This window comes from Pelosinus propionicus DSM 13327, assembly GCF_900114615.1.
Classification (GTDB): domain Bacteria; phylum Bacillota; class Negativicutes; order DSM-13327; family DSM-13327; genus Pelosinus; species Pelosinus propionicus.
Window position 1 is genome coordinate 1 of the sequence record NZ_FOTS01000025.1, and the last position, 22,671, is coordinate 22,671.

The 22,671-nt window shown below is 34.5% G+C and carries 24 protein-coding genes and 1 tRNA gene; 11 read left to right on the plus strand and 14 right to left on the minus strand.

The features are described 5' to 3' along the window. On the minus strand, window positions 1-206 hold a 206-nt coding region (locus tag BMZ99_RS25955), incomplete at its 3' end, for a helix-turn-helix domain-containing protein (RefSeq protein WP_139214770.1). Between the two features lie 41 nt (window positions 207-247). Here BMZ99_RS25955 and BMZ99_RS13965 point away from each other — a divergent pair. Together BMZ99_RS13965 and BMZ99_RS13970 are read left to right on the plus strand one after the other, a co-directional pair. After that, window positions 248-982 (plus strand): tyrosine-type recombinase/integrase, encoded by a 735-nt coding sequence (locus tag BMZ99_RS13965; RefSeq protein ID WP_090938361.1) that lies wholly within the window; start codon window positions 248-250, stop codon window positions 980-982. 654 nt (window positions 983-1,636) lie between these two features. Continuing rightward, on the plus strand, window positions 1,637-2,146 hold the full coding sequence (locus BMZ99_RS13970) for a hypothetical protein (RefSeq protein WP_090938364.1): 510 nt from the start codon (window positions 1,637-1,639) through the stop codon (window positions 2,144-2,146). A 232-nt stretch (window positions 2,147-2,378) separates the two neighbouring features. Here BMZ99_RS13970 and BMZ99_RS13975 read toward each other — a convergent pair whose 3' ends face one another. The 5 genes from BMZ99_RS13975 to BMZ99_RS14000 all read right to left on the minus strand — a co-directional run bounded on the left by BMZ99_RS13975 (window position 2,379) and on the right by BMZ99_RS14000 (window position 8,810). Further along, window positions 2,379-4,769, minus strand: coding sequence for a P-loop NTPase family protein (locus tag BMZ99_RS13975; protein ID WP_139214771.1), 2,391 nt, complete (start codon window positions 4,767-4,769; stop codon window positions 2,379-2,381). 221 nt (window positions 4,770-4,990) lie between these two features. After that, window positions 4,991-5,338: a hypothetical protein gene (locus tag BMZ99_RS13985; protein WP_090938373.1), complete on the minus strand. Its 348-nt coding sequence runs from the start codon at window positions 5,336-5,338 to the stop codon at window positions 4,991-4,993. 18 nt (window positions 5,339-5,356) lie between these two features. After that, window positions 5,357-6,583, minus strand: a complete 1,227-nt coding sequence (locus BMZ99_RS13990) for a hypothetical protein (protein ID WP_090938376.1) — start codon at window positions 6,581-6,583, stop codon at window positions 5,357-5,359. 21 nt (window positions 6,584-6,604) lie between these two features. Then, window positions 6,605-7,426, minus strand: a complete 822-nt coding sequence (locus tag BMZ99_RS13995) for a hypothetical protein (protein ID WP_139214772.1) — start codon at window positions 7,424-7,426, stop codon at window positions 6,605-6,607. A 55-nt stretch (window positions 7,427-7,481) separates the two neighbouring features. Further along, on the minus strand, window positions 7,482-8,810 hold the full coding sequence (locus BMZ99_RS14000; protein ID WP_090938382.1) for a HEPN domain-containing protein: 1,329 nt from the start codon (window positions 8,808-8,810) through the stop codon (window positions 7,482-7,484). 722 nt (window positions 8,811-9,532) lie between these two features. Here BMZ99_RS14000 and BMZ99_RS14005 point away from each other — a divergent pair. The 5 genes from BMZ99_RS14005 (at window position 9,533) to BMZ99_RS26345 (ending at window position 12,718) form a co-directional block, all read left to right on the plus strand. Then, window positions 9,533-9,907, plus strand: a complete 375-nt coding sequence (locus BMZ99_RS14005) for a hypothetical protein (protein ID WP_090938385.1) — start codon at window positions 9,533-9,535, stop codon at window positions 9,905-9,907. Between the two features lie 103 nt (window positions 9,908-10,010). Continuing rightward, window positions 10,011-10,463 carry a hypothetical protein gene (locus BMZ99_RS14010; RefSeq protein WP_090938388.1) on the plus strand — a complete coding sequence of 151 codons (453 nt, stop codon included), beginning with the start codon at window positions 10,011-10,013 and terminating at the stop codon, window positions 10,461-10,463. A gap of 82 nt (window positions 10,464-10,545) precedes the next feature. Next, window positions 10,546-11,625, plus strand: a complete 1,080-nt coding sequence (locus tag BMZ99_RS14015) for a hypothetical protein (protein ID WP_090938391.1) — start codon at window positions 10,546-10,548, stop codon at window positions 11,623-11,625. A 452-nt stretch (window positions 11,626-12,077) separates the two neighbouring features. Next, window positions 12,078-12,542, plus strand: coding sequence for a JAB domain-containing protein (locus tag BMZ99_RS14020; protein WP_245754973.1), 465 nt, complete (start codon window positions 12,078-12,080; stop codon window positions 12,540-12,542). Further along, entirely contained in the window at window positions 12,542-12,718 is a 177-nt protein-coding gene (locus tag BMZ99_RS26345; RefSeq protein ID WP_175490553.1) for a hypothetical protein, read from the plus strand. The genes BMZ99_RS14020 and BMZ99_RS26345 overlap by 1 nt, the downstream gene beginning before the upstream one ends. Before the next feature lie 110 nt (window positions 12,719-12,828). Here BMZ99_RS26345 and BMZ99_RS14025 read toward each other — a convergent pair whose 3' ends face one another. From BMZ99_RS14025 to BMZ99_RS14050, 5 genes are all read right to left on the minus strand, one after another. Then, on the minus strand, window positions 12,829-13,281 hold the full coding sequence (locus tag BMZ99_RS14025) for a hypothetical protein (RefSeq protein WP_090938392.1): 453 nt from the start codon (window positions 13,279-13,281) through the stop codon (window positions 12,829-12,831). 49 nt (window positions 13,282-13,330) lie between these two features. After that, window positions 13,331-13,864, minus strand: a complete 534-nt coding sequence (locus BMZ99_RS14030) for a hypothetical protein (protein ID WP_175490554.1) — start codon at window positions 13,862-13,864, stop codon at window positions 13,331-13,333. A 479-nt stretch (window positions 13,865-14,343) separates the two neighbouring features. Then, window positions 14,344-14,676 (minus strand): hypothetical protein, encoded by a 333-nt coding sequence (locus BMZ99_RS14040; RefSeq protein ID WP_175490555.1) that lies wholly within the window; start codon window positions 14,674-14,676, stop codon window positions 14,344-14,346. 98 nt (window positions 14,677-14,774) lie between these two features. Further along, a complete protein-coding gene (locus BMZ99_RS14045; RefSeq protein ID WP_175490556.1) occupies window positions 14,775-15,662 on the minus strand; it encodes a hypothetical protein in 888 nt (295 codons plus the stop codon). Window positions 15,663-15,766: 104 nt separating this feature from the next. Next, complete coding sequence (locus BMZ99_RS14050; RefSeq protein WP_090938405.1) at window positions 15,767-15,988, minus strand: helix-turn-helix domain-containing protein; 222 nt, start codon at window positions 15,986-15,988, stop codon at window positions 15,767-15,769. Between the two features lie 137 nt (window positions 15,989-16,125). On the opposite strand from BMZ99_RS14050, the gene BMZ99_RS14055 reads away from it, so the two are divergent. After that, a complete protein-coding gene (locus BMZ99_RS14055) occupies window positions 16,126-16,431 on the plus strand; it encodes a helix-turn-helix domain-containing protein (RefSeq protein ID WP_090938410.1) in 306 nt (101 codons plus the stop codon). 397 nt (window positions 16,432-16,828) lie between these two features. Here the strand turns inward: BMZ99_RS14055 and BMZ99_RS14060 are convergent, their stop codons facing one another. Together BMZ99_RS14060 and BMZ99_RS14065 are read right to left on the minus strand one after the other, a co-directional pair. Beyond that, window positions 16,829-17,686 (minus strand): macro domain-containing protein, encoded by an 858-nt coding sequence (locus BMZ99_RS14060; RefSeq protein ID WP_090938412.1) that lies wholly within the window; start codon window positions 17,684-17,686, stop codon window positions 16,829-16,831. Then, complete coding sequence (locus tag BMZ99_RS14065) at window positions 17,683-18,291, minus strand: hypothetical protein (RefSeq protein ID WP_090938417.1); 609 nt, start codon at window positions 18,289-18,291, stop codon at window positions 17,683-17,685. The genes BMZ99_RS14060 and BMZ99_RS14065 overlap by 4 nt, the downstream gene beginning before the upstream one ends. Window positions 18,292-19,427: 1,136 nt before the next feature. On the opposite strand from BMZ99_RS14065, the gene BMZ99_RS26350 reads away from it, so the two are divergent. The 3 genes from BMZ99_RS26350 (at window position 19,428) to BMZ99_RS14075 (ending at window position 22,364) form a co-directional block, all read left to right on the plus strand. Continuing rightward, a complete protein-coding gene (locus BMZ99_RS26350; protein WP_175490557.1) occupies window positions 19,428-19,565 on the plus strand; it encodes a hypothetical protein in 138 nt (45 codons plus the stop codon). Between the two features lie 615 nt (window positions 19,566-20,180). Next, window positions 20,181-20,831 carry a hypothetical protein gene (locus BMZ99_RS14070; protein WP_090938420.1) on the plus strand — a complete coding sequence of 217 codons (651 nt, stop codon included), beginning with the start codon at window positions 20,181-20,183 and terminating at the stop codon, window positions 20,829-20,831. 240 nt (window positions 20,832-21,071) lie between these two features. Beyond that, window positions 21,072-22,364, plus strand: a complete 1,293-nt coding sequence (locus BMZ99_RS14075) for a site-specific integrase (protein WP_090938423.1) — start codon at window positions 21,072-21,074, stop codon at window positions 22,362-22,364. A 110-nt stretch (window positions 22,365-22,474) separates the two neighbouring features. On the opposite strand, the gene BMZ99_RS14080 is transcribed toward BMZ99_RS14075, so the two are convergent. Continuing rightward, a tRNA-Val gene (locus tag BMZ99_RS14080) sits at window positions 22,475-22,551 on the minus strand. Window positions 22,552-22,671 lie beyond the last annotated feature (120 nt).

Here is a 22,671-nt window from a genome sequence, read left to right on the forward strand (position 1 = left end):
ATAAAAGTTTTGATAGTATCAGTAATGATTTCAGGTTCTCTTTGGTAGTTTTTTCGCACTTCTGGATGAGTAGCGCCTTCGCAGTATTTTTTAACAGTCTGTCTTGATACGCCAAGGTCTTTTGCGATGGCGCGTATGGATTCTCCATCTGAATAACGGGCACGAATCGCTGAATAAATGTCCACCTCAATAATCACACCTTTCATTCCTCCCTGCAAAACATTTGATAATATTCTACAGGATTTTTATGATAGGTGGTAAACTAATTCAATATCAATATGACTTGAAGTGGTACACTTTTAGAATATCATTCACAGTTAACGGCATAGAACTCCCCAAAGTAGAGAAAAAGGAACGTGCTGTACTTTCTATAGAGGAATCTATTGCTTTTAGAGAAAATCCCAAACATAAAAAGCACCCCCTCTATGCTGCTTTCATGTTACAGTTACTAACAGGTATTAGAAGAGGTGAAGTCCTAGCATTAAGAGTTAAAGATATTGATTATAAAAACAGATTAATTCACATCCGAAAGAATGCCGTATTTCTTCCAAAGTCAGGCGTAGTAATGCAATCACCGAAAACTAAGGCTAGTATTAGATCTATCCCTATGACAGAGGAATGCAAGACAATCCTAGAAAATCATAAGCAAATATCTAATGAGTTAAAGCTTTTCTTTTGTAATGAAAAAGGCAAACCCTTGAACCCAAGGAACTATCAGCGAACCTTTGAAACCATCTTTGCGAAGGATTACGAAGGAATTACACTGCATAGCCTTAGAAGAACCTTTGCGACCACCATGTGTGCCAACGGTGTGGACATGAGCACCACTGCAAAAATCATGGGACATACTGATATAAGAATGATTGCAGAGATTTATAACCAGCCTCAGTTTGACACCTTGCTCACAGCAATGCAAAAGTATGAAACTGCATTAAAAACCCCCAATGCCACAGAAGAAGCACCTTCAGAACCACAAGAATAAAATTCATAGATACTGTATTTTTCACTGTATTTGTAACAAAAAAGGCTTCCAGCATATCGCCGAAAGCCTTGTATTTCCTATGGTGGGGTTAGGCGGACTCGAACCGCAGACCTCTTCGATGTCAAGGTGAATATTATGTAAATTGTGTATAATTTATGTATAAAAACCATATTAACTTCGTATTAACTAGCCGTCTTAAACTCGGAATAATTCAGATAAATCAAGCATTTATTATAATTACGTTTAAAAAGCGTTATATTTATATATTATTCATTTTATACAATTATTTAATCCGATTTTTAGGTACTTAGGCAGGCATTAGGCAGAACTCTCCTTATGCAATGGGTTTTAAGTCCTATGGAGTTATAACACTATTAAAAAACAATTTAAAAACTAATATAACACAAAGTCAATAATTGTGCGGGTTTCAGGCACAATTCAAGTTGTTGGATGGTAGGATGATATGAATGTGAACCTGAAACATTGCAGAAAGATTGCAGAAAATAACTCAAGCATTGCAGACATATTAATTGAAAAAAACATTCTATATTGCTGATTTTTTTAATGACACACATACCCATCCCCGCTTAAGTACCTTATAATAGAAAGAGATTGTCGCCAGCATCAATTTACGAAATAATCTGGAGGTACCCAATGCACCGAACTTTATTATCACTTATCGTATTCATAATGTTCGCCGTAACATCAGTGTATGCTACAGAGCCTCTGAAGGTAAAAGTATACGAAGACGAAACTACAAAAGTTGAGTTTACCCAAGAAGTTATTCCTTATAAAAATGATTTTCCTACTGGGCTAATTTACCTATTCACTATACAAAATCATAAAGCACCAGATATAAACTTGACTGTTGTCCCCAAAGAAGGTAGTTTAGATGACAGTTTACTCAAAACCCAAAACTCTTATATCACAAGCCTCAATGCTCGGATTAAAACTTGCGAAAAGCTACAAGTGAATAATCACCAAGCCTTTTGGCTAACTGCATTCGTCATGTACCCTAATAATGATAAGCGCATATATTCTATGCTTGTAATTGACGGAACCGACCTTCGCTATTTTCTATTTAGTGCGCCAAAGGAATCTCAGTTCGAAACTACCCTTGCCGAATTCTCCTATATCATACAAAATATCGAAATCAAGAAATAACCCACCCTATTCTCTGACTGCGCCAGAGCTTTGTCTTTCTCCAGCCTTCACATCCTCCACACGCCACACCATCACGAAAACATATAATTCGAAAAATAAAATGGTATTGCAAAAAATACAATCACCAAGAAAGACCGCTGACGTATATAATGCGTTTTAACGGTCTTCTTTGATACAGTTGGCTACTTAGCAGGTATTAGGCATAAGAATTTCTTATACAGAAAGAATGCAATTAGTTTTTATTCTCAAATAAGTCATTTATTTCATATATGTTTATCCCGCCATTTAAATAGCTTTGCCTAATTACATTCTCTAATAATTTTTTGTCGTCAGTTTCATCTAGTATTTTCTTTATTCTTTCATATTCCTTGTTGTTTAAAGTTTGAGAAGTAGTTTTAATTTTTATACCATGATTGTCTTTTATCTCATATTCATTTTTAATAATTTCAATCATCTTCTTTATAAACGTCATAATTATTTGTAATTCGTCTCTGATTTCAACTACATCAATTTCATTGACTATGCGTAAATTCATTTGCTGAATGCCATTTACTATTGCTTCAAGGTCATCTATTACAAGTTCTTCATATCCTTTAATAACATTTATTTCCTTAAGTAAATTACGATAATGTCTATAACTTACATATCCAAATCTAAAAAGATAATCTACATACATCTGTAATAAATTATTAAACATTTTATGCGAATTAAAATTTCCAATAACATTTAAAGAATTAATTTTATTTAAAATCCAAATATATGATTTTTTATCTTTTATAGAAAAATAATTTAACACATAAATTATTTCAATATCAAAATCAGTAGTTTTTTTCATTTTTAAGTAAAGTTCAAATAGTGCTGTTCTATTTTTAAAATCTGCATCTATTACCAAGAATGACTTAAACAACTCAACAGCCCAAGGGATTCCCATTAAAAATATAGTTTCATTATCCATTTTTTCAAATTTCATATGAAATAACTCATTATAAAATTTGTTAAATGCGGTAATCTGGTCATCAGGTTCTTGGGACAAAACCTCTTGAATCACTTTTTTTGCCACAAATTCATAATTAGTGTATCTGGATTTACCATTTTCTAAAAGACTCCAAATAATTCTATCTTTTTTATCATTTTCATTTCTACTATTTAACATTCTTTCTGGTTCCATTAATATTGATGGTATTTTTTCTGAAACATCTTCAATTAAATAGTGTTCGGAATTATAATTTAATAGTTTCAAAATACAATAATTTTCAATGTTTTGTTCATTCTTAAATAAATTTTCAACTATTTCTTTCTTCATATATATAATCTTAGAAATTGTATATTTTTGAGAATCAACATCAAATTTAATTGTATCTATAATAGATTCAGCTACCTCTAACTCTTCATAAATAGCAGAATAAAAATGTTTTATGTAAAAAAAAGTTATCACTGTTTCCTTATTATGGTTATATGGCTCATCCATTATTATAAGATTAATTTCATCTATAAAATGTTCAATAACCCTGACACTATAGTACTGTCTTTGAACATTTAAATAAGGTTCTTCAATATCAAATTTTCTTTTTATAATATCAAATCGATATTGCTGTTGATAGTTTTGGAGAAATTTAAAATCTTCAAGGTTTAACACTTCTTGATTTATTTTTTTCTCTTGTAAAATAAACTCTATAAGCTCAAAAAAAGTTATTTTTGTTAAATTAATTTTAAATGGAATGTATTTTTCCAAATATTCATTAGTAAAACCAATACATTTAAGTTTATTTTCATCATATTGATATAAGATTTTTATATTATCAGTACAAAGCTTCTCAGATAAATAAAATATCTTTTTAATAACTTTATCATCTGATATTCTGTCAATATCCTCATATACTATTAATATTTCTTTATCAATAAGTTTTAACTCTTGTTTAAAGCCTCTAATAGTTTCTGAATATGAATAGTTCCCATGAAAAAACAAGCCCAAAACTTTATTTATATTTGAATCTTCAACAATGAAGCTTTTAAGTTTTTTAGAATATTTAGAGACCATTCCATGTTTATACATAACTTTTTCTATTTCATTTATTAAAATAAGTAGAATTTCATCAATGTTGCATGCCAGAATATCTATTTCAATTATTTCGTATTGAGTACGAATTTTTTTATATAATTGATTTACTATAAAACTCTTTCCAGTTCCCCATTCTGCATTTATTCCAATAGTATTAAAATTGTTTACATATTGTAAAAGTCTTTCTAAGTCCTTTTCCCTTTTATAAACTAGATTTTCTTCTATTTCAATATGTTTATCTTTTCTTTGTAACCAGTAACTCCGTATGGAAACAAACAATACTAATAGTAAAAAAGCTGATATATATATTACTTCAGACAAATTGATAAAAACAATCTCGTTGCTTTTTACTAAAAAGTATGACAGAAAATTACTGATAGTAAGGATGATAAGCAAATCAAAAACTTCTCTGCTCTTTTTTATTTTAAAATTCAAAAATATAAATCCCCAAATTATTGATAAAAAAATCAAATATTGCATTAAGCTCAATTTTATAGCCGAAAAAACGATTAATGATATCAGCATTGTTTTTATAAAGTAATTCAATAAATTTTTTATTCCCAAGCCATACACTCCTTTCTAAACAAAATATGTTTTTAACTTTATCAGACATATAAGTCTATCAATTTACATTTTATATTAAATATCGAATCACAATGTAAAAAATAGATTTATTTCATGAAATCATCCTTCTATCAATTTTTCACATTGTACTTAATAGCTTTGCAAATTCATTAAAAATCAAAGTCTGTATTTGCGGCAATTTCAAGAACTTAGGGTCATTACTAACAAAAACTTCTATCGAGTTGGCATTTAGAGTCAAGGCTATTAGAGGCAGGACTACTATTTCCTCTGATTTTATCATATAACAATAAATCTTCTGAGGTAGCCCCGTTTGCGCCATATCCTGCGCCTTCAACATCATAAGAAAAACCCTGTGCAGGAAGGATAGTTGCAAGCTTATGAATTGATAAGCATTCTTCTCGCTTCTCCGCATTTTTTATATATTTTAGCTCAGCTTCTTGAATAGCAATACCATAAAGAATAACATTATTTAATCTCATGTGTTTAAGTAAAAGCTCTTTAGTTTTGGAGTCTAAATATAACGCGTCATAAATATTAGTATCCAGCATTATTCTCTATCTCTAAAATCAATAACGAAAATTATTGTACATTATCATTTTGTATTTTTCTAAAGTATCCCTATTCACAAGTAAAACTACAAGTCTATTCGTTTCGCGAGTTGTCGGTTTCAAAAAAAGAAGATATTTTGCATCAGAAATAGGAAGTTTGTAAACTCTCCCAGAATGATATTCAATCACCGTATGATGTAAAAAAACATTTATGTAATCTATACTATCCAAATCACGTGTTCTATCGGGAATTACTGAAATTGTATTTTCAGAAATCTTTATTAATCGCTCATCATAAAATTGCTTAAATATTCCTTGCAAAAAATAATCTTTAGAAATGGGATAATTTATATTTAAGACACCTTCTGCTTCCGTAGAAAATATTAGATTTAATGTACTATTAAATGCAGGAAATGTAGCTTTACGACCAAAAATCCAGTCTCTATACCATAGCGTATTAAAATAAGATATACTTTGCACAATAAAAATAATTGAAGCTAGAAATATTATTGTTACATATTTACTTACTTTAGCCTTTCGCTTTATCCTCTTCAATTTTAACCCCCATCGAAAAGCTCTTCCGAGTAAACACATAAAAGATAAGGATATCAAAAAGAAAGCATAATGCCAATTACTATGCTTATCAGAAAGTATAATAATAAAAAACACAAAAACCGAGACAGTTACGGCATATTTATTTTTCTCTCCCCAAATTAGTCCTTTGCTTTTAGCCAACTCAAATAATTGACTAAAACTCAATTTATAGACACGTACCTTATGTAATAACGCCAAAAACCATTTGATTAGAAAAATAAAATATCCTGGCAATAGTATTAAACCAACATTTGCCATTCTTTTTATAATCGGTAACTCCCAATTATTTTTCATTTCAGCAAAGTAATTATATCCGAATATCGTAGTGAATATTAAGTATGATGCAAAAATCGAAAACACAGGATTTTTCAGTCTTATGGTTTTGTAAATCATATATGGTATAACTACAATGCCAAATGGGATTAAGACCAATATGGTAAAAACAAGTAATGCTACTTTTTGATATGAGCCAAATAAAGCAATATCAACAATATATTCTCCAAAAGAAAAATCCAACAGCCTTGTATATACTATATAATCATTGAAATATATTAGCACAACAAATAATAATAAGTAACCTTTAATTTTACTTATTACAGAAATAAACTCTCCTAAGAATGACCACTCGCTACTTGAATTTATTTTGCTCATTCGAATTCTCCCACTATATCTTTAATCGTCTTTATAATACTTGTCCCAATTATTATAATCCGTCAATTCACAAAATTTAGGGGTTTGCAACTCAACAACTTCTATAATTTCTGATGCATCTAAGTTGCGTCTTATATACATTTCAAACACTGATGGCGGTTCTGGATTTTCTATATCACTAGCGATAAGATTAGAAAAAAAACGTTCAGCCAAGCTACTACTATAATGTTCAATATCGTTTACAGGTATTGAACATATAAGAATACATGGGGTTCCAAGTTTTTTTAGTGTAAGTGCAATGTTTTTGTCATTTTCATGTCCCCAGTACACTCCCTCCCCACCCCAGGAACGAAAAAAGCGATAAATTCCATTAATATCATTTCTCAATAATGAACAATTAGCAAAAAAGCAAATCCGCTCTGTCCGAACGCCATGTTTGTTATGGAGTATTTCATTAATATCTTGACTATTAATTAGGTAATCAAATTCTTCTTTTAATAGATATCCGTGTTGGTGAGCCGATATTAATCGTTCTTGAACTAATTCTTTCGATAAAATCTTCATTCCATTTCTTTTTATATTTTCAATTTCATAATCAATCAATTTAGTACAATGATAAGCAACGAAATTATTGGGTTTTAATAATTTTTCTGTTTGCCAAATAACCTCCTGATACTCTGCCTTAAAAGGATTTAAAGGAGGATTATATCTTAACTCAACATTTTTGATAGACCTGAATTCTATATCTTTCTTAAATTTATGATATGCAATAATCAATTGCTTTTTTTGCGTTGCAATCTCTAAGAAATTTCTAGGCCAAGTGCTCCTATCTTCAATTTCCATTGATAATTTCCTCACATGTCAACCCACCTAATAATTATCATTAAAAAACAACACGTTAATCTTTTTTCTTTTTTAGTTTTGCTCTCAATCGGTCTGCTTCCTTTTTAATATCTTCTAATGTTTTATATCCTATATCACATAATACAAGACAATTTAACGCCATATATACCGCCATTTTTGAGACATGATATAGGTCATTGGGGGTAACTGCTTCATATTCACCCCTATGTACAATTAATGAGCGTTTTTCGTAAAGGTCTTTAATTTGCTTATCATAATCTTTAATTTTTCTACTTGAGTCAAGTTTAAAACCGCCATATGTTAAAACTGTAGCAAGTCCATTTTCAACCAACTCAGTGACACCTTTATTATCAGGAGGATTATATATTAATGCTTCTATCCCTGACCAATATTTAATAAATGTATGAGTTAACGAATAATCATTTTGAGCTTCACCAATCCAATAGATACTTGTTAAAACCGCTTGTTCAAGTTCTGTGTGTTCGACTTTATTTATAAGAAATATTAACTTTGAAAAAAAATCAGTGTCTTGAAGATTTTCTAGTAGTTTTGGATTAACCTCAAAAGGAATTAATATTTTATTTGTAACTTGAAACTGCCAATTTTCATGACCAGCATTATCAATAAAAACTGTATTTTCTTCTGCTATATATGCTTCCGCAAGAAAATTAACTTTTAATGAATTGTCGGTTGAACCACCTTTATAAAGTATACAAATTAAAAAGCGAATGATATTTAAAGTTTCTCTTAATTTCCTAATCGCCTTATTTTTTGCTATATCTTTATCGCCAAAAACTTTACAGCGTATAATTACCTTGTTAAGCAATTGCCTTCGCCTATCAGCTTCGGGTAATTTAGCAAAATCAACCTTTAAAAGTTCACTAATATACATTTCATTAGAATTAAATATTTGGACTTCTCCTAACTGAATAGAAACGTCTTCTAGTTTTAGACCATCCACTATTCGATAAAATGTATATTCCTCACAGTCAGCAAGGCATTTTTCAACTATAGCTCTTGCATTCTTAGCTGAATGGATTTCTTGTGGCTTTTCCAATACCTGTGCAATTTCATACCCGATATTTCTTTCTATTGTCCTTTTAGTGATTATATCTGCTATTCCTTTTATAGAATATATATCATCAGCTATTTTTTCAAATTCGCAAGTAAGCTGTGGTGGCATATATATTATTCTATTGTTGTAATTTAATCCTTGCAACTTGTCCAACTTATCTTTTTCCTCAAAACTCTTAGGGCTATCAGTTATATATTTTTTTAAGTTAGTTAACTGCATCCAACTAGCTTTAAATCTGCCTAATATTTTCCTAAAATCCTTACCATCCAATATTTGGTTACTGTTCACAAACAAATTCCTCCTTCCCAAAATCTCCTAATTATAATAATAACATTAAATAATAAAGAAAAAAGCAATAAATTTAGATTACTGCTACAATTTGACGCTCTAGGCTTTTATAAGCGTCTATTTCAGCATGGGAATACATATTTTTACCCCACTATTTGCTCATAACTTACTGCATACGAAGAAAGTTCCAAAAACGAGAGTATTTTATAGCAAATAAGTTATAATCTAAAAATATATTTGAAAATAGCTTAAAATAACTTGAAATGGCTAAATTGTCCTGATACAATAAAATCAATACAAGTTAATAAAATTTAAAAAGATGAATGGTTTTTTCTCTATCCTCCATCAGGAGGTAGAAGTGTACCGACCGCTCCCCAAAAGGGAAAGGTCTACCACTTCACAGAGAAACAAGCCATTCTTTTTTATTACCAAAATAACAAGGAAAGGAACGTAACCACCATGGATAAAAAATTTTATAACCTCTACGAAGCCGCCGCGCTCTTAGGCATTGGCTACAGCACTTTACGCCTCCATATCCAAGAAGGCCGAATCCCGTTCATTATAATAGGCAAACGAAAGTTTGTTACCTCCACGACTATCCAGCAAATTGAAAACTCCGCCTCTGCCCGATGATGACCAATTTGGCCATTGGTCGAAACGGTCTCACATAGTTGAGACTATCGCGAAAGGCCACAAATAACATCCAACAGGAGTGATTTACTATGTATCAACCCCGCATACAAACCCTTTGCGGAACCCCAGAAGAATTGCTGGAAAAGTTAACAAGCATGGCTTTGGCAAGCTACCAATCCACAAAAGTTCTCATCAATTATGATAAAGAAACTGATACCGAAGTTGAAATTGATGTGCTTTTCGACAAAGCCTTAGTCACTGAATCATGCGAGGATTGGCTGACTGACCAGGGTCATGACAGCGAAGAATGGGATGACGATGGAGTAACCGCTTTTCTCGATGAGTATTATCCTAACCAATATGATGAAATAGCCTGGGAAGTTGCTGAGTTTTACGTTAGAGAGCAACTAGAGGAAATAAATTTAAAAGTAGAAAACCTCGAATCCATTTCAGTTTTCTATTAGCTCCGCCCGATGATGGCACGGTTGGCTACCTGTCGAAACAGCCTCCACTGCGGGGCTGTCGCGGAAAGCCGCAAAAAATAATATTTTAAGGAGTTGGTCTTTAGTGAAGAACTTAGCTAAGAAACTCACGAAAAATCATTTAAACGCTTTGAAAACTGAGGTAAAACGAGCACAATCGGAATATCTAACGACTAACATATCAGATAGGTTTTCGATTCATGTTGTAGTGAACGATAGCCTAGAGATTTTTACAGACTACAACAACATACAATCTGACAATCAAATTTGCATACACATTTGCAGTAGAGGAGCAGAAGCGGACTGGCGGCATTTCGCGCAGGAAAAGGGCGACTTAGACAGTTTCTTAAGGCGTAATATGATTGTGCTAGGAAATGAGAGCTTTACAGAACGTCTTAATCTGTTAGAGCAGCAATTCTCATTAACCTTTACTGAATACAAACAAAAGACGCTTGACTGGATAATGACACGATTTTGGCCTACTCAAGAACTAATAAATAGTGCAATCGCTAGATATCAAGAAAATTTTTCCGCCTGACGATTGGCATGGTTGGTGACCTGCCGAAACAGTCCCCATACGGGGCTGTCGCGGAAAACCGCAATAAAAGGAGTATTTAATTATGAATAAGAACAACAATTTATTAACAGCTATTTCCCTTATCCGCAGCGACAACTTTATCCTAATAAACCGCGATTTAATTCACGCAATAGGGCTTGAAGAAACTACGATTTTTTCAGAGCTTTGCTCAAAATATGCTTACTACTTGCAACAAGATAAGTTAGAGGAAGATGGTAGTTTCTATTGCACGGTCGACACGCTTGAAATTATGACATCTATCACAGAAAAACGCCAACGCAAAGCCCTGAACCGCCTTCAAGAGCTAGGAATCCTACAAATTCTTTTAAAAGGAATACCACATAAAAGATTCATTCTACTTGATGAAAACCTACTTAACATTATTGCGGTATTAATTAAACAGGGCACAGAAAACCAAAGAATTCTTAAAGACAATTTGACTCAAAAAGCAAAGCTTAAAGCGCAAGCTACAGAGCGGGCACGACAGGAAAAATCACAGTTCCGACAAAATAGCGGAATTAGTTCCATCGAAACAGAGGAACTTGTTCTGTCAAAACGGCGGACAATTAATAATAATAGTATTAGTAATAAGATAAATAATAATAAATCCCTTATTGGGGTTACTGCCCCGAATCAGTATGCAACTTTTCTTGAAAAAGAAGATGTTGAGACTGTTATAGCAGAAGATACTATTTCAAGCCCAGATAACAATAGTAGCAAGAATACTCCTTCTTCCCCAAAAGTGAAAAAACTTATTACCTATACTAATGAGGGGTTTATTACCTTTTGGGATAACTACCCCAGAAAGGTTGATAAAGCAAAAGCCTATAAAGCATATTTAATACTTCTTGCATCTGGATATACCGAAATACAATTAAATACAGCCTGTAAAGATTATGCTACAGAGTGCAGTGTTTCCAGAAAAGCTGAAAAATATATTAAGTACCCTTCATCTTTTCTCGAAGTAGAATATTTGGGTAAATACCTTAATCCTACTACTTCTTCAAATTCTACTACAGCAACAGCTACACTTTCATTTGAGGAAAGGTTGAATGCAGCTACGTCAAAACGGCAATCTTCATCAAACAGAACATGTCTCGGTTGGGATAATTTTGACTGCTAAAGAAGCAATGCCGTATTATGTATCACTGCACCAAATGTCGATTTTTTCTTCTTTGCTGTTCAATCTATTCTCTAACCTCCCAAAGTGGCTTAATGGGGAAAACAAGAGGTCTAGGATATGTCCTAGGCCTCAATTTATGGATATTAATCTAGCATCGAGCCAAGCTACCGCATGTTATTGTACCTTTAGCTGCTCCCATATCCCATCAGGTTATTTCACTTTCTAGGGAATTTTATATAATGCAAGATATTATTAGAAATTCCTGCATTATTTTGTTATCATCACCTATATGTAAACAGATGCCTATAAAGGCATCACAACCTTTGTTTAAGTAAAAGAATGGGTTCCTAACAATTTAAAAGGCTTCTGCCTGATTCAGTGCACAGTCAGGTAGAAGCGCAAAGGCGTTTCTCCTGACTTTTTATGCAAATAAGAAAATGGAGGAATGACAAATGCTTAAAGCTCAAAAAATAGGTAGAATGTATCGTATCCCGAACTTTAGCTTAACTTTAATTCGGGAAGGCTCTTATCTAGTGGATTGCAAAACCATTCGCAGTCCAGAAGATGCCTACAAAATTGCCAATATGGAGCTAGAAAACAGCCCTAATGAAAAATTTCTAGTGCTTCTCCTAACAACAAAAAACACCGTTATAGGCATATCTATTGTATCCAGCGGCACATTAAACGCCTCGCTTGTTTGCCCACGGGAAATCTTCCAAAGAGCAATTCTATCCAATGCCGCAAGTCTAATCTGCGTTCATAATCATCCCAGCGGAAACCCTACGGCTAGCAATGAAGATATTACACTTACTAAAAAGCTAGCCGAGGCAGGAACTCTCCTTAATATACCCGTTCTGGACCACGTTATTATCGGGGATGGCAAATATATAAGCTTTAAAGAGAGAGGTTTATTATAATGACAACGATTCGCTTTAATAGCCAATCCTATCTCGTAGAGGTTCTGAGCATTGCCAACAATGGCACCATAACTGTCCGTTACGAGGATGGACATGAAGAATGGATTTATCCAGAGGATTGGAAACGATACCTAAAAAATCAAAGTGACTATGAATTTGAACTTAAGCACCAATAATTACAAAAGACTCGCCAAGGCGGGTCTTTTGTGTATAGAGATTGATTTAGTTGTATATGTACTGGTATTTTTTTGTTGTGCCGCATATGCCACTCCCATAAAATGGGTGTTTACTTTTTTCCGCCTTTTAAAATTTTAAATGTTTTCCGCTTAACGTTTTTATCCTGAGAGATAACAGCAAAATCTATATCTTCTCTATGGAGCATTTCCCATTCTACAAAATCTTCGTCAATTTTCTCTTCTTTTATATTGTCTTCGGCCTCTTCGTCATCTCCATTTCCAAAAAAATCCGATTCCTCTTCATTCCAAGATGAGAACGTCTCGCTTTCTTCACCTTCTGATATCATTATGTGGAAAGGAACTTCGCTTGAGATGAGATTATATCTAATTATTAATTTATCCCATAGCTCTCCTCGCCAAAGAATCTTATTTTTGTCATTCTCTTTTTCCAATGTTGCGTTCTGGGAAAATTTATCCACTTTAACTCCAAATGAATTTAATTCTTGGATAACAGATTTCTCTTTGCTACATGCTTCAAACATTACGATTTTTAGAATTTCCATAAATACGCTCCTTGCTGTAATTAAAATTCAGCTAAATAACAACATCAATTTAAAAGGCAATCTCATCAGATAAAAGCAAATTATACAGTGCATCATTTGCTCGATACAGGATTCTTGGTTTTTCCTTATTCTCCGTATAATCTTTATCAATATCAATAAAATTGTATTTGTCCAATAAATCAAGCGCGTTTTTTAATCCTTTGGAATGAAAATCATGTTCAGTGGTAAGAAAAAGAGCCAGGTCCATCTGGTCTTGCCATGGTCGCGTTTGCCCCTCCTGAAATTTATCGCCGCATCTGATACGGAACAGGGCGGCTATCGCCATCGGAAGCGCCAAGAAAAACTCTTCTGATTTAAACGTTCCTTTAATCCTGGAAAAAATATCTGCTGCCGTGATTGCACTGTCTGACTTTAAAAATTCTGTTGAACGCTTTATCATTTTTCCACTTATAAGGTGAGTTTTCCTTGTTTCAGCCTCATTTTTCGATGTATCCTTAAACGCAAAGGGATATTGCTTAATCAATGCCTCGATGTCTTCGTTTATATCTTCCAAATTCTTAAATCTAAATTGATTTTTGCCCATACGATTTGCCTCCTCCAGATTCCGCATTTCCCTATTGTGCAAGTCCGTCATGAAATTTAAGAACTCATCCCATTTGTCAAAAGTAATTCTAATTTCATATGTCATAGCGTCATCATCTCCTTTTGCTCATTATAGTATAGATATTTGAAGCCCATTGCCATTTTCCGTCCCTTTTTTGCATCAACGCAAAATATTTTTTTCATATAGAGCCAAATAAAATAGCTAGAAGTCACCTAACTTGACTTCTAGCTGTATAAAATAAGCTTGAATTATTTTGAGATTTTATAAGCTATTCTCTCAAAAAGAATCGCTAACGTCTGTAATACGATTAAAAGCAATACGCAGAAAAAGATTTTTTCTTGATAATCAAAGTTTTTGATAAAAGGAAATACGTTGAATAAAACTTTATTAAAGTAGTAGATATAGTTACTGGCTGATACGATTAACCATTCCATAAAATCAACCCCTTATATTTTAAGCTACCAGCGATAACCTAAGTCTGCTACGACACGCCAATGTCCAATTTCCGTATAAGAAACACCTGAAATATTGAATTGCCAATTAAGCGTACCACCTGCTGGTACAAATGCGTTAACGTTAGCAAAATTGGCACTTGTAAGTAACGATTGCCCATTCTCATCGACACGATAAACCTCCAGACGGGCAGTATCTACGATGCCATTTTGATTTCCTTTATTAATTAAAACGCCTGTAACAACGAGCTTACCATTGTCAGCAAAATAAACATTTGCTGGACTAAAGGCAATGTCTGCGTTTGCCGATGCGGTAGATACAATGCCCAGTATAAACACCACTATTACGAAAAGCATTGAGTACTTCTTCATTATTATCCATTCCTTTATTCTGAAATTATAACAATCTTTTATTTTAGAAATTTTATTAACAGAGACTATTTATATATTTTTAGATTTCCACTAGCGCCCATGCTGGAAACTAATCCTGAAAGAGAATTAACTCCATCATCAATTGTTTCAATATTGGAAACGATAGCTCCATTTACTATTAAATTTGCTGTTATTGTATGTCCACGTAAACTAACCTCAACGTGTCCAGGCACTTTTGTTAAAGCACTGTTTATTAGTCCATACTTAGTTGGTAAATCATATGCAGCTTCTATCCCACGATATCTTAATCGCAATTGATATGTTCGATATGTATTATATTGACTGTCTCCATGTTGCTTGCTGAGTACATTAACTTCAACAAAAGCACCATTATCTGTTTTTACATGTATCCAAGCATCCCCGCTATAATCCATTTCACTGCTTGTAATACCAGATATGACAACTTTTTGAACGGGGGTATTAACTCCTGTCTCAGGATTTTCCATCCGCCATCCGTTTCCTGTTAATGGTCCATTGTATATTAAGTTGCCACTGTTATTTATTCCATCATCCGTCTGTGGAGCAGAAACAGTAGATTTACTATTTAAATTACTCAACACCACTTTGGGAATAGGCCATTCCTTATCATAATTACTCCAACTCAAGTTCTGTTTTTCCCAACCAGTAAGTTTTTCTCCTGGATAACTAAATACACCAAATTCCAGATATGTCCATTGATTTTTTTCAATGGACATAAGCATACTGTATAGATTGGTTGGATTTTTTTCCATGACTACAAAGCGTATGATATTGGGATTTCCATTGTAAGATGAGATTGAATTCAGGTCGACATAGGTAGTCATCCCACTTTCGTCCTTATCCACCGAAACCCAGTTTGGGGCGGCAAAGGCAGTAGCCGAAAGAAGCAGCAGTATTAAAAGCAGTAACCCCATCCTCAAAAACCGTTTTTTCATTCACAACACCCTTTCATTTATTTTCGTAGGTATAAACAGAAATAGTTAAGTTCGATAACCGTTAATTGTTGGTTAAACCGCTATTAGCTGCTCTCTTTTTCTATGGAGGCTGTACTCTCGTTTAAAAGTTCTGCTACGGTTACTCCCAGTACGGTAGCAATTTTTTTGAGACTTTGAATGGAACCCTCCGACTGTCCATTTTCAATTCTGGATACCAAGGAATTATCAATGCCCGCTTTTTCAGCAAGTTCCAATTGCGTTATTCCTTGCATTTCCCGCAAGGCTCTAATCCGTTTTCCTTGCATTTAATTCACCTCCTAATTACATGTTATTGAATTTTATGCAATTAGTCAATGATATTTTTGCATGAAATTCAATATTTTTTATTATTGTTTTCCTTGCTATAATAAAATTTGAATATAATGCAAAGAGGTATATAAGCATGGACAATATAGGTGCAACCATTACGTATTTTCGGGAACAGGCTGGGATATCGAAAAATAAACTTGCTCAGTTAATTGAAGTGGACGCCTCACTTATCACTCGGATAGAAAAAAACGAAGCAAAGCCATCGTTTGATTCTTTTTTCCGTATTTGCGAAGCCTTGTCAATATCGCCAGCCGAGTTTTTCGCTACTGAAACCAAAACTATTGACCCTTCACTAAGTCGGCTTACTAAAGCCGCTGAACAACTTACGGAAGAAGAACGGAATAAATTTTCCGAATTAATTAATTTACTGAAGAAATAAATTGTTTGATTCATAAGCAGGAACTTCACTTTCTTAAAGCCACCTTTGCGGTGGCTTCAGACTGTAGACAAAGTAGTTTCATAAAAATAGGCATGTATATTTAACTCATAAATATACATGCCTACGTTTTCAATAATTTTCGTTTTCTGAAATTATTCTGCAACAACTTTTAAGTTGAAAGACTGCTAGCCATACTATAATGCATGAAAATTCATTCATAGTTTCGTGTTCAAATAACATCTATGAATTATTTCAATATGACTTCTTAGATTTATTCCGCTTTACTATCACACGATGAAACACTATATTGCACTTATTTTTCAATCGTGTAAGCTGAAATTTTTGTTTTGATATATTGAATTGTAGTTTCCTGTGTTTAGTTAGAATATACCATTAATTATTTTCCTATGTCATTGATGGAAAAACCAATGTTTTTCTTGCAAACAATACGTAGCTTGTGCGGATTTTTTATTTTATGAGAACTTAATTTATACGACAAAATCATCATGTCAACTAAATCTTGCTGTGAAAAAGATGCTCCCGCTCCACCATCAAATGACGTTGTTCCTGCGCCTAATACTGGTACGCATACATCATTTTCAGAATAGTTATTCTCTAATTCCTTCCACAACCAATCCAAACACTCAAGATACTCGTCACGAGAAAAGAATCGCCCTTTACCTTTTTCATCTAATTTTGCAAACGCCATCAATAAGTCATCGCCATTTGGTACTATGGTTCCTGAATCATACCGTGTTTTACGCAGATATTTTGATTTGCTTTGGGCTGGTATAATTTGCGCAGAACTGATTAACTGTTGGACATCTAAATCTGGATGCAATTTTAAATACTGGCCGCATATGGAACCTGGATTTATATCTGGCGTTGCGTTACCTACTTGTGTTGTAAAACACTCATCAAAATTGATTACTCGCTTGCATTTCCTCTTTTCGAGAATATCTCCATACTCTACAATAATCGAATAATTTTGACCTTTGATTGTAATACTACTGCGAAATTTCAAAAAAGCCATATATAGAAACGATGTTACAACACAAACAAGCAAAAAGCACATAAGACGAGAAATTATAATATTAACATCTTGAGCATCTAAACGCGCAAACCATTCACATTGTTCAAGAGTCTCTTTCGTTATCCATTCATATTTTCCAAAGAATGCCTCTGGCACAAAGGTAAATATACCTGTGACGGTAGCAAATGCTAGAGTTACCCTCTTTACGACGAAATCAATCAAAATCCAAGTACCTCTTTTATGTATGAATAGTCTCCAACTTTCTTCCCATTAGAATCGATTTTCCAGAATGGTTTCGCATCATTTTCGTAACATTTCATATATGTGGGAAGCCAATTTGATTCATTACGTGTAGAATTATATACGATAATGATTGTTTTTTTCTTCTTTTGGGACTGTTCAAATTCATGACGAAGGTAAGAACACTTATTTATGTTTCCGTAATCGTCATTCTCGCTAGGCGTGGAAACACTGAAAACTGTACACGCTTTAGCGCCGTTGGTATTTTGCTTATATGGTGTACAAGTACACTCCCATTGTTCTTTAGAAATACGTTCGCATCCGCTTCCTGCTGTTCGAGAAGCAGTCATATCGCCCACAATAAAAATCGCTGCCGACGAAGCGTTAATTTGGCGATTAAATTCGGCTTTCAAATCACAAATTCGGCAATCATCGCTATTAGCCACACTGCCAGACGACACCTTCGACATATCAATAAAATCGACTTTATGGAGATTATCCATTCCCCATTTATTCAATTCCTCTACTACATTTTTATCACCATTTAGCTGGTCATAGTCCGCGCTGATGTAAACTTGCTTACTCATGCAAATCACGCTCCTTTGGGGATAATTTTAATATTTCAAACTATACAAGGTCGTTAATAACAACTGTAACATTTTAGTATATTATAGCACAAACAATCTTATCTCGTCACACCGTTAGCCGTCTTTACAATTTATATTATGAGAAGTGTGCTGATGGAGGTGTAAGCTATTTTGATTTTATATGTACTTCAATCAGGTACAATGCTAGGCATCTTCGAAAATTCAAATTTGTAATAATCTCATTTTTACATTGAAACCCATTAAAAGCCATCAAAACTCCATCTCTTCATCGTCTGATATTTGCTCCACTAACTTCGGATTTGCTTCAAAATTGCCTGTTTTTGTGTTGTAAATATTAAAATGTATAATCATAAGCGATTATACATTTTGTGAATTCCTTTATATACTTTGTCTACAGTCTGAAGCCACCTTTGCGGTGGCTTTTCTTTTTGCCGAAAATACAACTATAATCTTATTTTTATACTGGTCAAAAATAACCATCTTCCACGATTTAAAAACCACTGAAAAGGAACCCAAAAGCAGACTGTAGAGCAACTAATAGGAATATAGAACCACGTCAGTCGTTTGGAAATTTTTTCAGGATAAATTGAATCGCAAAATTGATTGAGTTGAAACCTTTTCAGTCGTTGTTCATTAAAAAGTGTCGCTGAAATACCTTAAAGTGCATTATACGGTAATTGTAAATACCATGTTTAAAAAATAGCGATATTTTTAAAATTATTTTCACAAAATGGTAGATTAAGGTCTTTTCTATTTCAGTATTCGCAATATTTTAGATAGGATATAAATGTATAGCTTTACCACTATGAATTGTGGCGTTGCTTTCGACAATGGCATACAATCGGGACCAGTGAGTACCCAACTGGCTGATATGGGCCCTTCTCGCTTCGAGTGGGATAAAGAATCAGGAGGATAGGGAAAAGTAAAGGTCTACGCCTTGAAAAAAACGTAAAAGACAATTAAATAAAAAAATTACCGACAATTGCCAAATTGTCGTTCATATAGTTGCATATCTCTCTGGTGTGCGGAGATATCGGCAAAGCCAGCCGATAGACTTCGCTTTGCAACCGCCAATGCTGTAGCCAACAGTATGCAGGTTGTAAGGGAGCCGCGATGTGCATGGAAACATGCAAGCAATCGTGGCACTGAGGGCTGTCAAGCTGAAATGCTTGGCTTCTACTCATTATCTTACAGAGATGCGGATTATGGGCGACCGAGACATGGCTATGCAGACGTTCTTCTGTATAGCTTGATTACAACTAAGTGGGTGTAAATCCCATCGGTGGGGTGCGGGAAACCGTACAACGCTGCCAAGCGAGGGAGCGGATAGGGTTTAACCTATCGGGAGTAATCCCAAACGTGATATAGCTTAACTCGTCAACCCGTCGAAGCGTCGACGGTAATGCACCTTGAAATGGTGCTACTTGGTGATATCTGGCATGGTGCTAGGTTCTAACCGCCTTGACCCCTGTACTCCGACCGAAATTGCGAAAGCAAAAGTAAGGCGGGCCTTCTATATTCCTCCGCTTGAGGATACAGGGCGAAGCGCAACACCTACCCCAGATGCATAGTAGTTGTAGTCTAATCGGGTAAGGTCCGACTGGTACGGATAAAACCGTACACAAGGACTGGAAGCGAGAATTAGTAGAGTTTGAGCTGCGATGCGCAGAACAGTGTCAAAGCGAAGCCGAATGGTGTGGCAACCATTTCATTAAGGCTGCTTGAAAGTTCCACCTCTCCAGATGGAGATATGCAAAGGGGTGGCTCCCCTTCTGTGCCGATATTTTATTCGTTTACACCCTATCGATACAGAAGGCGAGCCAGCTTAGGCGGGAGCCTGTCCATGTAGTACGACGGGAGTTGAAACAATGGTCTATGAAGATGAAGCTTGGCAGGAATTTTTGGAACAAATCATTCGTCTCGTTGCGCGACACGGATATAAATACTTTTCCTTATCTAAGTATCCGCTTGAGAAGAAATCCTTCAAATGTGACGCAACGGATAAAAAATTGACTACCAAATATAGGGCAGAGGCAACGTCAATGCAAAGATATAGAGGCAAAAAGAAAGGCTTTTGCGCCTATTACTACCTTCGTTGGAAGGAGTATATCGTAATCTTGAAAACACCTGGGCAGGTTCCTCCTGGCATAATTCAGGATGATGCCTTCTTCTCTATAGCAAAGCACTCTCTAAAAATCAGAATAAGTGCCTTTATCACGGTAGAAATTTTTGAGCGCGATGGAAAAATTTCCGCCAAGTTGGCCGATGAAACCTATTGGGAATTGAAAAATAAGCTCTTCTATGTGGCTAACAGTGCGCAAAAAGCACGCAATCCCCAGCAACTAATCGAGGCATTTAAAAAATTAAACGGCCTTCCGTGCTGGCGAGGTATTCTACAACAAAAAAGCAGATTAAAAAGATACTGCTTAAGTCTTGCAAAGAAAAGAGGACTAAAGCTACATTCCAATGACCTGCACTTTAGAATTCTCCGTCACGCGAATAAAAAAATGGCTAACTGACCTCAACACGATAACAAAACCCGCTCTCTTGCCCTTTATGGCTTGAAAGCGGGTTTTGTTCATGTCGTAAAATTTTATAACAAATATGTTATAAAATGTTTAATTATAATATATTTTTATAAAAAGGTCCAGAAAATTTTTCGTTTTTCTTAAAAATCGCCTACATTGCGCTAAAGAATATGCTATCCTGTAAAAGTAGTAAGTCCATTAGAGCTACTAAAACAACAGGAAGGTGATTTTATGGCTAAGAAGAAAAAGGAAAACACACGAGGCGAACGTGGTTTAGGCACAGTTATCAAAAAGGACAACGGAATTTTTGAAACGCAGGTTACAGTCGGTTATGACCCTATCAGCAAAAAGCGTATTCGAGAAACATTTTCTTCTTCCGACAAAGAGGAAGTAAAAAACAAGCGGCTAGAATTTTTACAGCGACGTAATCGATTTAACGGGATTTATGATAAAGATATTACACTTAGCGAATGGATTATGGAATGGCTAGAAGATATAAAATCCATATCTCTCGCCAAGACAACTTATGCAAAATACAATACGCTTATTAAAACACATATTATCCCCCGCTTAGGTAGCTTCCCTCTAAGAGATATCACGCAAAAACACATCCAGCAATTTATAAATACCATCTATAAAGAAGGCACCCCAAGGAAGCGGGGGGAAATTTCAATTAAGGGTACACCATTATCTCCAGCTACTGTTGTAGAGTGTCATAGCATATTGTTTGCTTCTTTAGATTTAGCTACAACCCCCGACAAAGGGCTACTAGAATACAATCCTTGTTCCCATACCGAACTGCCAAAAATCAAACGTCGAGAACGGGATATATTTCAGGATGAAGATATTTGCTTAGTACTGCAAGAGGCAAGAAAAGCCGATATCGCGGCGGAAGAAAGGTATAAAAATTTTAAGAAAGAGGAAATTTGTTGCTGGCATTTAGCAATCCGCTTACTGTTTGAAACAGGGTTAAGACGCGGCGAACTCTTAGGATTAAGGTGGAAAGATGTAGACCTACTTACAAGCAATGTTAAAATACAGCAATCCTACGTTTCTTTAAACGGGCAGGGAATACCAAGCCAATTGAAAACAAAAAGTTCCTACCGTGGTCTACCTACACAAGTGAGCACAACACAGGAATTAAAGCTTTGGAAAGAAAAACAATGGCAAATAAAACTACGTAATAAAACTCTTTACAAAGACCAAGGGTATATATTTACCAATCATATAGGTTTACCAATCGACCCTAATTGGTTTTCTACGAAGCTAAAAAAATTACAAGCGAGATTAGGAATTAAAGAATTGTCCCCACATTGTACGCGGCACACAGTAGCCACAAAATTATTACAACAAGGTGTTCCTATTTCGGATGTACAGGCTTGGGGTGGTTGGGGTTCTCCACGTGTTTTGTTGGAACATTATTCTCACGCTTTACCTTCCAATAAGAACAAAGTACTAAGCATTTTAGGCGACCTTACAAAAGAAAATGAGCCTTCTGCAAATACAGAAAGCCCAAATCACTAAAAAACCTTTTTATATAGCGCTCAGGTCTAGACCACCTGAGCGCTATTATTTTATCGAAGCACTTAGGCAGAAGTTAGGCAGAACCAACCATACCGAAGTGCCTTACATACTGGTGGGGTTAAAGGAACTCGAATCCCTGACCTCTTCGATGTCAACGAAGCGCTCTAACCAACTGAGCTATAACCCCTTTATATTGTAAATATGCTACAAAAATTATTATTTAGCGGAACACTCTTTATATTATAGAGCATTTAAACTTGCTTTGCAAGTAATTTTTATGTAGCTATATTATGATTACAACCTTTAC

What these genes read in the sequence shown, in the direction of transcription:
- BMZ99_RS14065 (WP_090938417.1), bottom strand. Translation starts at nt 18,291, where the DNA reads ATGAGTAAGCAAGTTTACATCAGCGCGGACTATGACCAGCTAAATGGT.
- BMZ99_RS14020 (WP_245754973.1), top strand. Translation starts at nt 12,078, where the DNA reads ATGCTTAAAGCTCAAAAAATAGGTAGAATGTATCGTATCCCGAACTTT.
- BMZ99_RS14045 (WP_175490556.1), bottom strand. Translation starts at nt 15,662, where the DNA reads ATGGGGTTACTGCTTTTAATACTGCTGCTTCTTTCGGCTACTGCCTTT.
- BMZ99_RS14005 (WP_090938385.1), top strand. Translation starts at nt 9,533, where the DNA reads ATGTATCAACCCCGCATACAAACCCTTTGCGGAACCCCAGAAGAATTG.
- BMZ99_RS13965 (WP_090938361.1), top strand. Translation starts at nt 248, where the DNA reads ATGATAGGTGGTAAACTAATTCAATATCAATATGACTTGAAGTGGTAC.
- BMZ99_RS14025 (WP_090938392.1), bottom strand. Translation starts at nt 13,281, where the DNA reads ATGGAAATTCTAAAAATCGTAATGTTTGAAGCATGTAGCAAAGAGAAA.
- BMZ99_RS13970 (WP_090938364.1), top strand. Translation starts at nt 1,637, where the DNA reads ATGCACCGAACTTTATTATCACTTATCGTATTCATAATGTTCGCCGTA.
- BMZ99_RS14070 (WP_090938420.1), top strand. Translation starts at nt 20,181, where the DNA reads ATGGTCTATGAAGATGAAGCTTGGCAGGAATTTTTGGAACAAATCATT.
- BMZ99_RS14055 (WP_090938410.1), top strand. Translation starts at nt 16,126, where the DNA reads ATGGACAATATAGGTGCAACCATTACGTATTTTCGGGAACAGGCTGGG.
- BMZ99_RS14015 (WP_090938391.1), top strand. Translation starts at nt 10,546, where the DNA reads ATGAATAAGAACAACAATTTATTAACAGCTATTTCCCTTATCCGCAGC.
- BMZ99_RS14050 (WP_090938405.1), bottom strand. Translation starts at nt 15,988, where the DNA reads ATGCAAGGAAAACGGATTAGAGCCTTGCGGGAAATGCAAGGAATAACG.
- BMZ99_RS13985 (WP_090938373.1), bottom strand. Translation starts at nt 5,338, where the DNA reads ATGCTGGATACTAATATTTATGACGCGTTATATTTAGACTCCAAAACT.
- BMZ99_RS13995 (WP_139214772.1), bottom strand. Translation starts at nt 7,426, where the DNA reads ATGGAAATTGAAGATAGGAGCACTTGGCCTAGAAATTTCTTAGAGATT.
- BMZ99_RS13990 (WP_090938376.1), bottom strand. Translation starts at nt 6,583, where the DNA reads ATGAGCAAAATAAATTCAAGTAGCGAGTGGTCATTCTTAGGAGAGTTT.
- BMZ99_RS14030 (WP_175490554.1), bottom strand. Translation starts at nt 13,864, where the DNA reads ATGGGCAAAAATCAATTTAGATTTAAGAATTTGGAAGATATAAACGAA.
- BMZ99_RS26345 (WP_175490553.1), top strand. Translation starts at nt 12,542, where the DNA reads ATGACAACGATTCGCTTTAATAGCCAATCCTATCTCGTAGAGGTTCTG.
- BMZ99_RS14075 (WP_090938423.1), top strand. Translation starts at nt 21,072, where the DNA reads ATGGCTAAGAAGAAAAAGGAAAACACACGAGGCGAACGTGGTTTAGGC.